The 15143-nt window shown below is 60.1% G+C and carries 13 protein-coding genes and 1 pseudogene; 7 read left to right on the top strand and 7 right to left on the bottom strand.

Translation table 11 applies throughout. The annotated features are described in order from the left end of the window. Positions 1 to 79 precede the first annotated feature (79 nt). Positions 80 to 517 (bottom strand): YkgJ family cysteine cluster protein, encoded by a 438-nt coding sequence (locus ACNYC6_RS11825; protein WP_085725491.1) that lies wholly within the window; start codon positions 515 to 517, stop codon positions 80 to 82. Positions 518 to 772: 255 nt separating this feature from the next. Between ACNYC6_RS11825 and ACNYC6_RS11820 the strand changes: the two genes are divergently transcribed. From ACNYC6_RS11820 to ACNYC6_RS11800, 5 genes are all read left to right on the top strand, one after another. Next, entirely contained in the window at positions 773 to 3223 is a 2451-nt protein-coding gene (locus ACNYC6_RS11820) for a glycogen/starch/alpha-glucan phosphorylase (RefSeq protein ID WP_419712445.1), read from the top strand. Positions 3224 to 3386: 163 nt separating this feature from the next. Then, complete coding sequence (locus ACNYC6_RS11815) at positions 3387 to 6557, top strand: DUF2339 domain-containing protein (protein ID WP_419712444.1); 3171 nt, start codon at positions 3387 to 3389, stop codon at positions 6555 to 6557. Next, on the top strand, positions 6554 to 7924 hold the full coding sequence (locus ACNYC6_RS11810; protein WP_419712443.1) for a DUF3999 domain-containing protein: 1371 nt from the start codon (positions 6554 to 6556) through the stop codon (positions 7922 to 7924). Before ACNYC6_RS11815 ends, ACNYC6_RS11810 begins: the two co-directional genes overlap by 4 nt. A gap of 250 nt (positions 7925 to 8174) precedes the next feature. Continuing rightward, positions 8175 to 9185 (top strand): class 1 fructose-bisphosphatase, encoded by a 1011-nt coding sequence (locus ACNYC6_RS11805; RefSeq protein WP_419712442.1) that lies wholly within the window; start codon positions 8175 to 8177, stop codon positions 9183 to 9185. A 3-nt stretch (positions 9186 to 9188) separates the two neighbouring features. Next, on the top strand, positions 9189 to 9791 hold the full coding sequence (locus tag ACNYC6_RS11800) for a DUF924 family protein (RefSeq protein ID WP_419712441.1): 603 nt from the start codon (positions 9189 to 9191) through the stop codon (positions 9789 to 9791). 12 nt (positions 9792 to 9803) lie between these two features. Here ACNYC6_RS11800 and ACNYC6_RS11795 read toward each other — a convergent pair whose 3' ends face one another. From ACNYC6_RS11795 to ACNYC6_RS11775, 5 genes and pseudogenes are all read right to left on the bottom strand, one after another. Further along, positions 9804 to 10136 carry a type II toxin-antitoxin system RelE/ParE family toxin gene (locus tag ACNYC6_RS11795; RefSeq protein WP_419712440.1) on the bottom strand — a complete coding sequence of 111 codons (333 nt, stop codon included), beginning with the start codon at positions 10134 to 10136 and terminating at the stop codon, positions 9804 to 9806. Next, positions 10133 to 10405 (bottom strand): type II toxin-antitoxin system Phd/YefM family antitoxin, encoded by a 273-nt coding sequence (locus ACNYC6_RS11790; RefSeq protein ID WP_419712439.1) that lies wholly within the window; start codon positions 10403 to 10405, stop codon positions 10133 to 10135. Before ACNYC6_RS11790 ends, ACNYC6_RS11795 begins: the two co-directional genes overlap by 4 nt. Positions 10406 to 10582: 177 nt before the next feature. Beyond that, positions 10583 to 11347, bottom strand: coding sequence for a methyl-accepting chemotaxis protein (locus tag ACNYC6_RS11785; protein ID WP_419712952.1), 765 nt, complete (start codon positions 11345 to 11347; stop codon positions 10583 to 10585). A gap of 93 nt (positions 11348 to 11440) precedes the next feature. Next, a pseudogene (locus ACNYC6_RS11780) lies at positions 11441 to 12463 on the bottom strand (cache domain-containing protein); the annotation flags it as partial. Between the two features lie 110 nt (positions 12464 to 12573). Further along, the gene (locus tag ACNYC6_RS11775; protein ID WP_419712438.1) at positions 12574 to 12726 is read right to left on the bottom strand and encodes a hypothetical protein; all 153 of its coding nucleotides are present in this window, start codon (positions 12724 to 12726) and stop codon (positions 12574 to 12576) included. A gap of 30 nt (positions 12727 to 12756) precedes the next feature. On the opposite strand from ACNYC6_RS11775, the gene ACNYC6_RS11770 reads away from it, so the two are divergent. Both ACNYC6_RS11770 and ACNYC6_RS11765 read left to right on the top strand, forming a co-directional pair. Further along, positions 12757 to 13011: a hypothetical protein gene (locus ACNYC6_RS11770; protein WP_273901397.1), complete on the top strand. Its 255-nt coding sequence runs from the start codon at positions 12757 to 12759 to the stop codon at positions 13009 to 13011. Positions 13012 to 13042: 31 nt separating this feature from the next. Next, on the top strand, positions 13043 to 13612 hold the full coding sequence (locus tag ACNYC6_RS11765) for a lipocalin family protein (protein ID WP_419712437.1): 570 nt from the start codon (positions 13043 to 13045) through the stop codon (positions 13610 to 13612). 48 nt (positions 13613 to 13660) lie between these two features. On the opposite strand, the gene ACNYC6_RS11760 is transcribed toward ACNYC6_RS11765, so the two are convergent. Next, positions 13661 to 15025 (bottom strand): formimidoylglutamate deiminase, encoded by a 1365-nt coding sequence (locus tag ACNYC6_RS11760; RefSeq protein ID WP_419712436.1) that lies wholly within the window; start codon positions 15023 to 15025, stop codon positions 13661 to 13663. Between the last annotated feature and the right edge of the window lie 118 nt (positions 15026 to 15143).

Below are 15143 nucleotides of genomic sequence, written 5' to 3'. Positions count from 1 at the left end.
GTGATTGTGCCGCCGCCATCGCTAGCAGGCTAGCTGCTAGCGATGGCGGCCGATCAGCCGCCAAATAAATCAGGAACTATCAGAACCGCTCGATCGACCGCGAATTGCGCTCGCGCTCGACTTCCTTCGGCTTGTACGCGCAATACCCCGGCCGCGGGCCGATTTTCGGGTGGTTGCGGCAAGTATCCGGGCGCTTTTCATAAATAGTGCACAGACGGCTCTTACGATCCAGGTAGTAGCAATCGTTGTTGCTCATGCGCTGGAGAGTGAAGATTCCTGACTTCTGGTTGAAGCGCTCGACCAAACCTTCCTTTTGCAGGCGCTTGGCGATGTTCTTTGGCGGGTCACCCAGCTCGAATTCATCGACCACGCCGATACGGACCAGATCCTTGATCTTGACCTCGACCGGCAGGGTGCAGCAGCTCGACATGCACGAGCCGCACATCGGGGCGGAGTACTTGGCCCAGGTATCGAGTCGGTCGATCTCCGCGGCGGCGATCAGGTTCGGCTTCATCATCGGTTGTTACCAGCGTGTGCATCAGGGCGCGCGATCATACCGGGACTGGTGGATTTTTGAACAACCTTTCGCCAGATTTTTTCTTCGTCGCCCGGCAAGCCGGTAATCCGGCACGGCCCCTGCATTAATTCCGGCAGGCGACAATGTATTGCCAAGCCGATTCGCACTTACAGGAAAAACTGCCGAACCAGAGCCTCTACCGCCTGTCAGACCGTCTAGGCTCAGACAACTCCAAGCTCGCTCGAGGTCCTATCGATGACTCAAGAACCACTTGTTCGCGAAGCAGAGGTGGCCGCATTCCGCGACGCCGTCTTGACCAAACTCACCTACGCGGTGGGCAAAGACCCGGATCACGCCTTCGACCATGACTGGTTCGAAGCCATTGCCCTGGCCGCGCGGGACCACATGGTCGAGCACTGGATGGACCACACGCGGCAGATCTACCGCAAAGGTCAGAAGCGCGTTTACTACCTTTCCCTGGAATTCCTCATCGGCCGATTGCTCTTTGACAGCCTGAGCAACCTCGGCCTGCTCGACGTAGCCCGCGAGGCCTTGACCGAGCTCGGCGTCGACCTGGAGCGCATCCGCCTGCTGGAGCCCGATGCGGCGCTGGGCAACGGTGGCTTGGGGCGTTTGGCGGCGTGCTTCCTGGAAAGCATGTCGACCCTCGGCATCGCCGGTCATGGTTACGGTATTCGCTACGAACATGGCTTGTTCCGCCAGGCCATCGTCGATGGTTGGCAGCAGGAACAGACCGAACACTGGCTGGATTTCGGTAACCCGTGGGAGTTCGAACGGCCGGAAGTGGTTTATCCGATCGGTTTCGGTGGCAGCGTCGAGACGGTCACCGATGAAAACGGCAAGTCCAAGCAAGTCTGGCACCCGGCGGAAACCGTACGGGCCATCGCCTATGACACGCCGGTGGTGGGCTGGCGCGGGGCGAGCGTGAACACCTTGCGTCTGTGGCGCGCGCGGGCCATGGAAGATTTGCACCTGGAACGCTTCAACGCCGGTGACCACTTGGGCGCGGTCGCCGAAGTGGCCCGGGCGGAAAGTATTTCCCGCGTGCTGTACCCGGCGGACAGCACCGAAGCCGGGCAGGAACTTCGTCTGCGCCAGGAATATTTCTTCGTCGCCGCGTCCCTGCAGGATCTGCTGCGCCGTCATCGCAACATGCACACCTCGGTGCTGACCCTGGGCGATCACGCCTCGATCCAGCTTAACGACACCCATCCCTCGATTGCCGTGGCCGAACTGATGCGCCAATTGGTCGACGTGTATGACGTGGCCTGGGACGCGGCATGGCAGGTTACGGTCGACACGCTTTCCTACACCAACCACACGCTGCTGCCCGAAGCGCTGGAAACCTGGCCGGTCGGTTTGATGGAGCGCATGCTGCCGCGGCACATGCAGATCATCTACCTGATCAACGCCCAGCATATCGACTCGCTGCGCGCCAAAGGCATCCACGACTTCGACGTGCTGCGCGCGGTGTCGCTGATCGAAGAAGACAACGGCCGCCGCGTGCGCATGGGCAACCTGGCGTTCCTGGGTTCCCACAGTGTCAACGGCGTATCCGGATTGCACACGCAGTTGATGCGCAAAACCGTGTTCTCCGAACTGCACAAACTTTACCCGGAGCGGATCAACAACAAGACCAACGGCATCACCTTCCGCCGCTGGTTGTATCAAGCCAACTCGGAACTGACCTCGATGCTGGTCGATGCACTCGGCCCGGATGTCCTGGACAACCCTGAAGAGCGACTGCTTGATCTACAGCCGTTCGCCGAAAAGACCGCGTTCCGCAAATCGTTTGCCGAACAGCGGCTGCACAGTAAAAAAGCCTTGGCCTACCTGATTCACGAGCGGCTGGGGATTGCGGTCAATCCGGCGGCGATGTTCGACGTGCAGGTCAAACGGATCCACGAGTACAAACGCCAACTGCTCAACCTGATGCACACTGTGGCGCTGTACCAGGCGATACGCGCCGAGCCGGAAATCGACTGGGTGCCGCGGGTGAAAATCTTCGCCGGTAAAGCGGCGGCCAGTTATCACCAGGCCAAGCTGATCATCAAGTTGACCAACGACATCGCTCGAGTGGTGAACAACGACCCGACCGTGCGCGGCTTGCTCAAAGTGGTGTTCCTGCCCAACTACAACGTCAGCCTGGCGGAGAGCATCATTCCGGCGGCGGATTTGTCCGAGCAGATTTCCACCGCCGGTTTCGAGGCCTCGGGCACCAGCAATATGAAGTTCGGCCTCAACGGCGCGCTGACCATCGGTACGCTGGACGGCGCCAACGTGGAAATGTGCGAGCGCATCGGCGCCGAGCACATGTTCATCTTCGGCCTCAGCGCGCAACAGGTTGAAGCGCGCAAGCAGAACCACGAGTTCAGCGCGGTGCCGGACATCGCCGCGTCCCATCGGCTCAACGATGTGTTGCAGGCCATCCGCGGCGGGGTGTTTTCGCCGGATGACCCGTCCCGCTATGCCGGCTTCATCGACTCGTTGGTGGACTACGACCGTTTCCTGGTCTGCGCCGATTTCGATTCCTACTGGAGTGCGCAGATGCGGGTCGAAGCCCATTGGCATGATTCTCAGCAATGGTGGCGTTCAGCGGTGTTGAACACGGCACGGATGGGCTGGTTCTCGTCGGACCGGACGATTCGTGAATATGCCACCGAGATCTGGAAGGCGTTGGAGTAAGTCTTCAGTCGGATCGATATACTGACGCACCGGAAAAGATCGCAGCCTTCGGCAGCGCCTACAGAATCGCGTATCAAAACGCTTTTGTAGGCGCTACCGAGGGCTGCGATCTTTCGGCTGTGGCTACGCTAATCTTTCTGGATTGCGCTCAAGGATATCGACCATGCAATGGATGTTGATGCTGATTGGCCTGGTGCTGGGCTGGATACTCGACGAGTCGTTCAGCGATGCGCTGCCGGGCGCTTTGCTCGGGTTGGCGATCGGCCAGGCCATTCGTATCGGCAAATTGGCTTCGCAGGCCGACGAGCAACGCCGCTTGCTGGAGCAGGCACAGGTTGCGCTGCATGGTGTGGAACTGCGTTTGGCCGTATTGGAACCCACCGTTTTCACGGCCCCTGAAACCCGTGAACCTGATATCAGTGAATCCGTTGCGGCACCTGAGATCAACATCGCGCAATCCTTTGTCGAAACGCCTGAACTGATCTGGGAACTGCCTCCCGAACTTGCTCCCGTCGATGCCTGGAAACCTGAGCCGGTCACCCGCGAGCCGCAGAAACCTGCCATCCCGAGCGGCCCCACCTTCATCGAGCGCGCCATCAACGGTGCCCGCGCCTGGCTGTTCGGCGGCAACACGGTGTTGCGGGTTGGCGTGGTGTTGTTGTTTCTCGGCCTGGCCTTTTTGCTGCGCTATGCCACTGAAGGTGTGGTGGTGCCGATCGAGTTGCGTTATGCCGGTGTCGCGGCGGCGGCGCTGGGCCTGCTGGGCCTCGGTTGGTGGCTGCGATCGCGAAACAATAATTACGCGTTGATATTGCAGGGCGCCGGGGTCGCGGTGTTGTACCTGACGGTGTTTGCGGCGATGCGTTTGCATCCGCTTATCGATCCTTCGGCGGCGTTTGGGCTGCTGGTGGCGGTGACGGTGTTTTCGGCAGTTCTCGCCATTACCCAGGACTCCTTGGGGCTGGCCTCAGTGGCGGCATTGGGCGGCTTCGCCGCGCCGCTCCTGGCCTCCACCGGCAGCGGAAGCCACGTGGCGTTGTTCAGCTATTTCGCCTTGCTCAACGCCGGCATCCTCGCCATCGCCTGGTTCAAGGCCTGGCGCCTGCTGAACGTGATCGGCTTCGTCGGCACGTTCGGCATCGGTTTCGCCTGGGGAGCGCGCTCCTATACACCGGAGCTGTTGTGGAGCACCGAACCGTTCCTGATTCTGTTCTTCCTGATGTATCTGGCGATCGGTCTGTTGTTCGCCCGACGCAAGCTGCAGGAAATGGGCGATGCCCCCGAGGATGGCAGCCGCGAGGCGCTGCTGCACTGGTCGGCGCGCAAAGGTGACTACGTCGACGGCACGCTGCTGTTCGGTCCGCCGTTGGTGGGCTTCGGTTTGCAGTTCGCACTGGTGCAGCATCTGGCGTTCGCCGCCGCGTTCAGTGCCCTGGCGCTTGGCATCCTTTACATGGGTCTTGCCCGTTTGCTGTTTGCCGGTCGCACGTTGCTGCTGGCGGAAACCTGCCTGGCTTTGGGCGTGATCTTCACCAGCCTGGCGATTCCCCTGGGGCTCGACGCGCGCTGGACCACCGCCGCCTGGGCAGTGGAGGGCGCGGGGATCCTGTGGCTGGGCCTGCGTCAGCAACGAACGTTGGCCCGGGCCTTTGCCTTGCTGCTGCAACTGGGCTCGGCGCTGGCGTTTCTCAGTGAGTTGGGCGATGGCCAGAGCAGTCTGCTCGATGGCGCACCGTTGGGTGCGCTGATGTTGGGTGTTGCGCTGCTGTTCAGTTTCTATCAACTGCACAAAGCACAGCCCGGGCAGACGTCATCGTGGGAGCGCAAAGGCCTGCCGGTGCTGGCGTGTCTCGGCCTGTCGTTCCTCTACCTGCTGGCACCGCTGTTTTTCTTCGCCCATGGCACGGCGATCAGTTGGGCATTGGCCGGGTTGGTCACGTTGCTGGTCGGTTTGCGCCTGCCTTCGCGGACATTTGTATTCACTTCATTTGCTGTGCAGTGGCTGGGTGGTGCGTTGTTCCTGGTCGCCGAACCCATGTTCGGCGAAGGCATGCGTCCAATGACCCATGGCGAATTCTGGACGCCGTTGGTGCTCGGTATGGCGGGGTTGGTCGGGGCCTGGCGCTTGCAGTTCGCCGGCCTCGTCGGGCTGAGTGCGCAACGCTTGTCCCAGGCATTGTTGGTGTGGGGCGCAGGCTGGTGGGCGCTGGCGTGGGTCAGTGAAGTGCTGCGCTTTGCTCCGTTGTTCTTGCAAGCGACGCTGCTGCTGGCCGTCGCGGCGGTGAGTGTTGCGTTGTGGGCGGTGCTGGCGCTGCGCCTGAAATGGCCATCGCTGGGGCTGCTGTGCACCATGCTGATCCCGGCGGCCGGGTTGGTGTTGCTCGCTGCCTGGCATTCGCGCTATCACCCGGCGGCCAGCTTCGGCTGGTTGGCATGGATGGCAGTGTTCGTCGTGCATTTCATCTCGCTGCGCCGCTTGGCGCCGCTGCTCCCTGCCCGGGTGCTCAGTACCGCCCATGTGCTTGGTTGCTGGCTGTTGATTGGCGTGCTGGCGCTGGAGTTGAGATACGGCTTGCTGCTGTTGTCCGAGCAATACAATGCATGGCGCTGGCTGGGTTGGGCGATCCTCCCGAGCCTGTATCTGGTGTTGATGGCTGCGCCGCGTGCCTGGCCATGGCCGATATCGGAGTATTCCCGCGAGTACCGCGTGTATGCCGCCGCGCCGTTGGCGTTGTTGATGCTGGGCTGGTTCTGGCTGGCCAACGTCTTCAGTGACGGCCTGGCCGAGCCGCTGCCGTACGTGCCGCTGATCAACCCGCTGGAGCTGGGTTTGCTGTTTGCGCTGTTCGGCGTCTACGTCTGGTCCCGCAGCGCTGTCGCGCAACTGGGCATCCGCAATGATTTCGCCGCCTCCGCCACACAACTGATCGTTGGCATCTCGCTGTTCGTGTTCTTTACTGCACTGGTGATGCGCACGGCTCATCACTGGAGCGGCGTGCCTTACGAACTCGATGCGCTGCTCGAATCGATGCGGGTGCAGGCCGGTCTGTCGATCGTCTGGACCTTGATGGCCTTGAGCTTGATGATCGGCGGCCATTTGCGTCATCGCCGCGATGTCTGGCTGATCGGCGCGGCGCTGATCGGTGTGGTGGTGGCCAAATTGTTCTTTGTCGAATTGAGTAACCGCGGCGGGCTGGCGCGGATCGTGTCGTTTATCGGCGTTGGCGTGCTGCTGCTGGTGGTGGGCTACTTCGCCCCGTTGCCGCCCAAGCGCGTCGAGGCTGTGCCGGAAGCTGAAAGACCGGCCCCGGAAACCGAAGGAGTGTCGTCTTGAGTCAGAAGTTGAACCTGTTCTGGTTGGGCGCTGTTGCGATGGGCATGGCGCTTACAGCCGTTGCTCAGGAAAAACCGGTGGACTTCGCCACGCAGGTACCGTTGTCGGTGAGTGGTGAAGGCCCTTGGTATCGCCTCGAATTGCCGCTGGCAGTGCAACTGAATGCACGGCAGAGTGACCTTGGCGATGTGCGGGTATTCAATGCTGCCGGCGACCAGCAGGCCTACGCCCTGGCTCGCCAAACTGCGCAAACCGACGACAACCGCACGCTGACCGACGTCAAATGGTTCCCGTTGTACAACTCGGCGGATGCCACCGAGCACACACCGAGTGTGCGCGTGCAATCGAGCGCCAACGGTACGCTGGTCGAAGTGCAGCCCTCCAGTCAGTTGGAGGCGGGCGAGGAGGAGTTGCGTGGCTGGCTGCTCGATGCCAGCGGGATCAAGGCACCGTTGCAGCAGTTGATCCTTGATTGGACCAGCGAGCGCGACGGTTTCCAGCGATTTACCATCGAGGCCAGCGACGATTTGCAGCATTGGCAGTCGTGGGGCGAAGGGCAGGTGGCGCGGCTGACCTTTGCCGATGAGCAGGTCGAGCAGCACGAAGTCGGTCTGCCGGGGCAGTCGGCGCGCTACTTGCGTTTGTTGTGGGAAGCGCCGCAATCGGCGCCGATCCTGACCTCGGCGCAACTGCAAAGCGCCAGCCCCCGCAACCTGCCGTTGCCGTTGGTCTGGTCGCAAGCGTTGGCCGGCAGCAGTGCGAAGGCCGGTGAGTACATTTGGCAATTGCCGATGGGCCTGAACGTCGAGCGTGTGCGGGTCGAGTTGGAACAACCCAACAGCCTGGCGCCCGTGACCTTGTCGGGGCGCCGTGACAGCAGTCTGCCGTGGCAGACATTGAGCAGTGGTTTGCTCTATCGCCTGACCCAGAACGGCCAGGACGTGGTGCAGAACGAATTGCAGTTGTCGGGGCAAATCGTGCAACAACTGAAACTGACCGTGGACGAGCGCGGCGGCGGCCTGGGAGCGCAAGCGCCAACGCTGAAGTTCGCCGTGCGTGCCACGCAATTGGTGTTTCTGGCCCGCGGTCCCGGACCATATACGCTGGCACTGGGCAATTCGACGGTCAAGGCGGCGAACCTGCCGTTGTCGACGCTGATTCCGGATTACAGCGCTGGGAAGCTGACGACGCTGGGCAGGGCTTCAGTCGATGGCGGGGTGGTGATTACCTCGACGGCTGCGACGGTGCCGGTTGCCATGGGCACCGACTGGAAAAAATTTGGTCTTTGGGCGGTGTTGCTGCTTAGCGTCTTGTTCCTGGCGGCGATGGCGTTCAGTCTGCTGCGCAAGCCGCCGGTCAAACCCTGAAGGCGGGTGCTTCGCGCTCAATCGCGAACAGGTTCGCTCCTACAGAGCGGGCTTGCCCGCGATGGCGTCGGAACCGACTCTAAATTATCGAAATTGCCATTTGTCGGCGCCTCACATCCAGCCCATTTCCTACTACGCTGTACCCCGCGCATGAACTCTCTTCAGCCGATCTCGTCTGATAGGAGGAAATGCGCCCCGACTCGCGTTAAACTGCGCGGGTTTTTAGCCCCCCATTCCACCGGAGCCTTCCATGTCCCGCGTTACCTTGAGTCGCTATTTGATTGAGCAGACCCGCAGCAACAACACTCCTGCCGATCTGCGCTTCCTGATCGAAGTGGTGGCGCGTGCTTGCAAGGAGATCAACCACGCCGTATCCAAAGGTGCCCTCGGCGGCGTTCTGGGCAGCATGGGCACTGAAAACGTTCAGGGCGAAGTGCAGAAGAAACTCGACGTGATCTCCAACGAGATTCTGCTCGAAGCCAACGAATGGGGCGGTCACCTGGCCGGCATGGCGTCCGAAGAAATGGACAACGCCTACCAGATCCCGGGCAAATACCCGAAGGGCGCGTACCTGCTGGTCTTCGACCCGCTGGACGGTTCGTCGAACATCGACATCAACGCCCCTGTCGGCACTATCTTCTCGGTACTGCGTTGCCCGAACGAATACCTGAGCCAGAACGAACCTTTGAATGAAAAGGCCTTCCTGCAGCCAGGTACCCAACAAGTCGCCGCCGGTTACGCGATCTATGGTCCGCAAACCATGCTGATCCTGACCCTGGGCGACGGCGTGAAAGGCTTCACCTTGGACCGTGAAATGGGCAGTTTCGTGCTGACTCACGAAAACATCACCATTCCTGAAACCACCCAGGAATTTGCCATCAACGCGTCCAACCAGCGTCACTGGGAAGCCCCGGTACAGCGTTACGTCGGCGAACTGCTGGCAGGCGACGAAGGCCCGCTGAAAAAGAACTACAACATGCGTTGGGTGGCCGCGATGGTTGCGGACGTGCATCGCATCCTGACCCGTGGCGGTCTGTTCATGTACCCACGCGACAGCCGCGAGCCATCCAAGCCGGGCAAACTGCGCCTGATGTACGAAGCCAACCCGATGTCGTTCCTGGTGGAACAAGCGGGCGGCGCGTCCACCGACGGTCACCAGCGCATCCTCGACATCAAGCCGGAAGGTCTGCACCAGCGCGTAGCGGTGTTCCTCGGTTCGAAAGAAGAAGTTGCACGCGTCACGGCTTACCACAAGGAATAAACCATGACCGCGCCCTGGCAGCCGTTGCTCGATTGGTGGTTCGGTACAGCCGAAACTTCCAGGGCAATCGCGGCTGACAAGGGCAAGTTGTGGTTCGGCAAGCGCGACAGCCAGGACCTCGAAGCGCGGATGCGTTTCGGGGACTGGGTCGAGCAGGCACTGGCCGGCGGATTGACTGAATGGGCGCAACGTCCCGAAGGTTGGCTGGCACTGGTGCTGTTGCTCGATCAACTCCCGCGAATGATCTTTCGCGACTCTCCCAAGTCCTTTTCCGGCGATCTCAGGGCACAAGCGCTGGTAGCGCAAGGCATTGCTGCGGATTTTGATCGGCAGTTAAGGCCGATTCAGCGGGTATTCATCTACCTGGTGTTCGAGCACAGCGAGAACCTCGCGGTGCAGAACGAATGCATCTCGCGCTACATCGAACTGGTGGCACAACAGACTGAAGCTGACCGGGCGTTGTTTGCCGATTACCTGGACTACGCCGAGAAGCATCAGAAAGTGATCGCGCAGTTTGGACGGTTTCCGCATCGCAATGCGGTGTTGGGGCGGGAGTCTACGGCTGAGGAGTTGGTGTTTTTGTCGAAACCGGGTTCACGGTTTTAACGATCTCAGTGCTCACGTATTACCTTGAAGCAGTCGCTTCATAAGCAGTGCGGGTAAACTTTTTCGCGAATCAACAATGATGTGGATGTAAACGGTTTGCTCCCGAACTTCATAAATGACTCGGTTCATTCCCGAGAGAACTTGCCGGTATTGACTGAGATTGAGCTTCTCGATTTCTTCCGGAATCGATCCTGAATAAGGCTGCATTCCCAAATGGCGGATAGCTGTCTTCAGGCCGGCATAGGTGGTTTGCCAGGTTTGGGTGGAGAACTGTTTGACGAGATAGGCGCGAAGTTCTTTCAAGTCGGTTTCGGCGGACTGAAGAATGACGACCTTCAAGCTCATTGATGGTCGGCCCTGTCCAACTCAGCGAAGACATCTTCAGCGTCGCGAAACTTGCCTTCTTCAATCTCACGATTACCCATCGCCAAAAGCTTAAGCAAGGCCATTGTGTCTTCTTGCTCTTCAAAGCTTTTCACGTCCATGACCACCAGCTTCGCTTCTCCGTTTTGGGTGATTACCAATGGCTCCCGGCTCTCTGTGAGCTGTTTGACGATTTCGGCGGTATGACTTTTCAGGTAGCTGATCGGTTTGATTTGGGATGAAAGCTTCATGGGATAAGCCGCTCCAAGTTGAATAGGACTGAGTTTAGTCTTAATTCAGTCCTGCGTCAGGTTGAGTCGACCAGTGATTTCTGCAGGGTGTGATGCCACCATCGCGAGCAGGTTATGGAAGCGCCACAGATCAAATGTGGACGCGAGCCTGCTCTCGATAGGGCCGGTAAGAGCACCTCAAATTCTGAAACTGCCCACCAACTGCTTCAAGCGCGCCGCCTGCTGTTCAAGGTCGGAACACGCACGCAAGGTCGACTGCAGGTTCTCCACGCCTTCCTGGTTCAGCGTATTGATCTCGGTGATGTCAACGTTGATCGACTCCACCACGGCTGTTTGCTCTTCGGTGGCCGTGGCGACCGACTGGTTCATGCCGTCGATTTCGCCGATGCGCTGGGTCACGCTGCCCAAGCGCTCGCCGGCCTGATTGGCGATGCCGACGCTGCTTTCGCTCTGGCGTTGACTGTCGGTCATGGTGCTCACCGCTTCGCGGGCACCGATTTGCAGTTCTTCGATCATCTTCTGCACTTGCTGCGCCGAATCCTGGGTGCGGTGGGCGAGGTTGCGCACTTCATCGGCAACCACCGCGAAACCACGGCCGGCTTCACCGGCGCGGGCGGCTTCGATGGCGGCGTTGAGCGCCAGCAGGTTGGTCTGCTGGGAGATGCTGGTGATCACTTCCAGAATCTGCCCGATGTTGACCGTGTTGCTGTTGAGCGTTTCGATATTGCCGCACGAATCGCTGATCTTCGCCGAGAGCTGTTGCATCGCCGCGATGGTTTTATCCACCACCTGCTGACCGTCTTCAGCCAGGCTGCGCGCGTCGCTGGAGTGTTGCGAGGCGAGGGCGGCGTTCTGCGCGATTTCCTGGGCGGCGGCGCCGAGTTGGTTGATAGCGGCAGCCACGCTGCTGGTGCGCGAGGCTTGCTGGTCGGAGTTGAACATCGACGAGTTGGAGGCGGCCACCACGCGCAACGCCACTTCGTTGACCTGGCCGGTGGCCGAGGAGACTTCGGTGATGGAGGTGTGAATGCGCTCGACGAAACGGTTGAACGACAAGCCCAGCGCGCCGAATTCGTCGTGGCCGTGAATGGTCAGGCGTTTGGTGAGGTCACCTTCGCCTTCGGCGATGTCATGCATGGCACGGCCCATGGTCAGCAATGGCTGCATCAACAAGTTGATCAGCATGCCCAGCAGCGCAATGATGATCACCACCGCAATCACCATGGCAATGATCGCCGAGGTGCGGAATTCGCTGAGCATCGAGAACGCGGTGTCCTGGTCGAGCACCAGTGCCACGTACCAATCCGCCGACGGCACGCCGTTGACGTGGGTGAAGGAGATGAACTGGCGCTTGCCGTCGATCTCGACTTCTTTCATGCCCGGGCTGACTTTCGGCGCACCGTTGGAATAGGCCTCGGTCAGGTTCTTGAGCACCAGTTTGCTGTCCGGGTGAATCAGGATCTTGCCATCGGCGCTGACAATGAACGCATGGCCGTGACCGCCGAAGTTCAGTGAGTTGATGATTGCGCTGACGCTGGTCAGGTCGATGTCAGCACCGGCCACGCCGATCATCTGGCCCTGACGCTGTACCGGGGTCGCTACGGTAATCACCAGTTTGCCGGACGAAGCGGCGATGTACGGTTCGGTCACAATGGTCTGTTGCGCGCTGTTGGCCGCTTTGTACCAGCCACGGGCGCGTGGGTCGTAGTCCGGCGCGCGGTTGCCCGCCGGGATCGAAAACATCACGCCGTCCGCACCACCGAAGTAGCTCAACTGGAAATTACCGGTGTAGGCGGGCAGGTCGATGATGCGTTTCAGGCTGGCCGGGGCATTGCCGTCGGCACTGACTTGTTGGGCCATTGATTGCAGCAGCTGCATGCGGCTTTCCAGCCAGGTCTGGATGTTGCTGGTGGTCAGGCTGCCGAGTTCCTGCATCGAGGCTTCGGTGTTACTGCGCAATGTCTGGCGCTGGCGATAGTCGTTGAACAGGATGAAACAAGCGAATGCGACGGCCACCACGAGGGCGGCAGCCAACAAGATCTTGTGGCTGAATTTCATGTTTCTGGTCATTGGATGAGCTACCGCAGGGGATCTGGTCAACAAAGAGGGGCAAGCGCCACGGACGTGGCGCTGCGTTGCATTTAATGTCGACTGAGCGGCGCCAAAGATTAGGCGTTTTTCGCGAAAACCGACGAAATACCCGACAGCCAGGGAAAGTCGCTGATTCTTGGGGAAATGGCAGACGAGCGGCCCAACAAATAGCGGGTCGGCGAGGGAACCAGATGGGTGTTTTCTCTTCTAAGGTTCTGCTTGGCAGCCATGCCAATCCCCTTCGCCCCTGGAGTTACACCATGTCGCTGCGATCCATCGCCCTGCTTTCGTTCTGCGTGTTGTTGGCTGCATGCAGCAAGGTCAATCAGGAAAACTACTCGAAGCTCTCGGCCGGCATGGCCAAGGCCGATGTGGAAACCTTATTGGGCAAACCCACCGATTGTTCAGGCGCGCTCGGCATGTCCAGTTGCACCTGGGGCGACAAGAACAGCTTTATCAGCGTGCAGTATGCCGGTGACAAAGTGCTGATGTTTTCCGGCCAAGGCCTGAAGTAATCCGGGGCTACGCGCCCACGGGAGAAAAACAATGAAGCGGTTATTGATCATGCTTTTTGCCGGCTTGGTATTGGCCGGCTGTGCCAGTTCTGGCCAGGATCCGTTGGCGCCGAAAACGGCCAACAGCGTCAACCTCAAACGCTACCAGGGTACCTGGTATGAGATGGCGCGCTTGCCGATGTATTTCCAGCGAGACTGCGCGCAATCCGAAGCTCATTACACGCTTTTGCCCGACGGTAACGTCGCCGTGTTGAACCGCTGCCTGACAGCGCAGTGGCAATGGGAGGAGGTCAAGGGCACGGCTTATCCACAGGTGCCGGGCAAGACCGACAAATTGTGGGTCGAGTTCGATACCTGGTTTTCCCGCCTGATTCCGGGCGTTGCGAAGGGTGAGTACTGGGTGCTGTACGTCAGCGATGACTATAAGACGGCCATCGTCGGCGACCCGAGCCGCAAGTACCTTTGGTTGCTGTCGCGCACGCCGACCGTCAACGGTGTCGTGCGCGAAGAGCTGCTGAGCAAGGCGCGTCAACAGGGTTACGATACGACGCGACTGATCTGGCGGGCGTCGGATACGCAGATGGCGAAAACCTCGAATTGATAGCGCATGACCCTGTAGGAGCAAGCTCGCTCCTACAGGGTTTTTTCGTTAGCCCAGGAGATCGCGCAGGACCTGGGTGAACGCACGGTTGCTCTCGGCTTCATCAGCATGCCGGCCATCACGCACAACCCATTGCCCGTTGACCAGCACATCCCGCACCTGCCGATCACCACCGGCAAACAACCAACGATTCAAAATCCCGTCACCACTGGCCGTTGCCAGGTATGGATCATTGCCATCCAGCACCAGCCAGTCCGCACGCTTGCCGACTTCCAATGCGCCAATCGGCTGACCCAACGCCTGCGCGCCGCCATCCAGTGCCGCATCAAACAGCGTGCGCCCGACCATCGGTTGATCCGCGCCATACAAGCGGTTGCGGCGTTGGTCACGCAGTCGTTGGCCGTATTCCAGCCAACGCAACTCCTCCACCACGCTCAATGACACATGGCTGTCGGAACCGATGCCCATGCGTCCGCCCTGAGCCAGGAAATCAACCGCCGGGAAAATCCCGTCACCCAGGTTGGCTTCGGTGGTCAGGCACAGACCGGCGATGGCGCGACTCTTGGCCATCAGCGTGACTTCTTCCGGGTTGGCATGGGTGGCATGGACCAGGCACCAGCGCTGATCGACGTCGACATTTTCGTACAGCCATTGCAGCGGACGGCGACCGCTCCAGGTCAGGCAGTCGTCGACTTCTTTCTGCTGTTCGGCGATGTGGATGTGCACCGGACACTGCTTGTCGCTGGCCGCCAGCACTTCGCTGATCTGTTGCGGTGTGACCGCGCGCAGCGAGTGGAAGCACAGCCCCAGAGCCTGCGCCGGTTGCTGCGCGAGGATCGGTTGCAGCCGCGATTGCAGCTTGAGGTAGTTTTCGGTGCTGTTGATGAAGCGGCGCTGGCCTTCGTTCGGCGTCTGGCCACCGAAGCCGGAGTGGCTGTAGAGCACCGGCAGCAAGGTCAAACCGATACCGGCGGAGCTGGCGGCCTGGCTGATGCGCAGGGCCAGTTCGGCCGGATCGGCGTAAGGCTGACCATTGAGGTCGTGGTGCACGTAGTGAAATTCCGCGACTGAGGTGTAACCGGCCTTGAGCATTTCGATGTACAGCTGACGGGCGATGACGCCGAGTTGTTCCGGGCTGATTTTTCCGACGAGGCGATACATCAAATCGCGCCAGGTCCAGAAACTGTCGTTCGGATTACCTGCCACTTCCGCCAGCCCGGCCATGGCCCGCTGGAAGGCGTGGGAGTGCAGATTCGGCATGCCCGGCAGCAGCGGACCGCTCAACCGTTCGGCGTCATCTGCATGGGAATCGGCCTGAATATGGGTCAATACGCCGTCGGCGTTGACCTCAAGACGTACATTGTTGGCCCATCCACTAGGCAGCAGCGCGCGTTCGGCAAAGAAGGCGGACATGGTTCAGCACCCCATCGTGTGTTATTTGTATATACATATACAGACGTTTGCCTGCCCGGTAAACTCCGGCAAGCTAGCAACCCTATCCAAACGAACAAGGATCAACCGTGCCGACTCC

The sequence above is a fragment of the Pseudomonas sp. NFX224 genome (assembly GCF_048565165.1).
Lineage (GTDB): Bacteria > Pseudomonadota > Gammaproteobacteria > Pseudomonadales > Pseudomonadaceae > Aquipseudomonas.
Note: the sequence above shows the minus strand (reverse complement) of the source record. Positions and strands in the feature narration are given on the sequence as shown.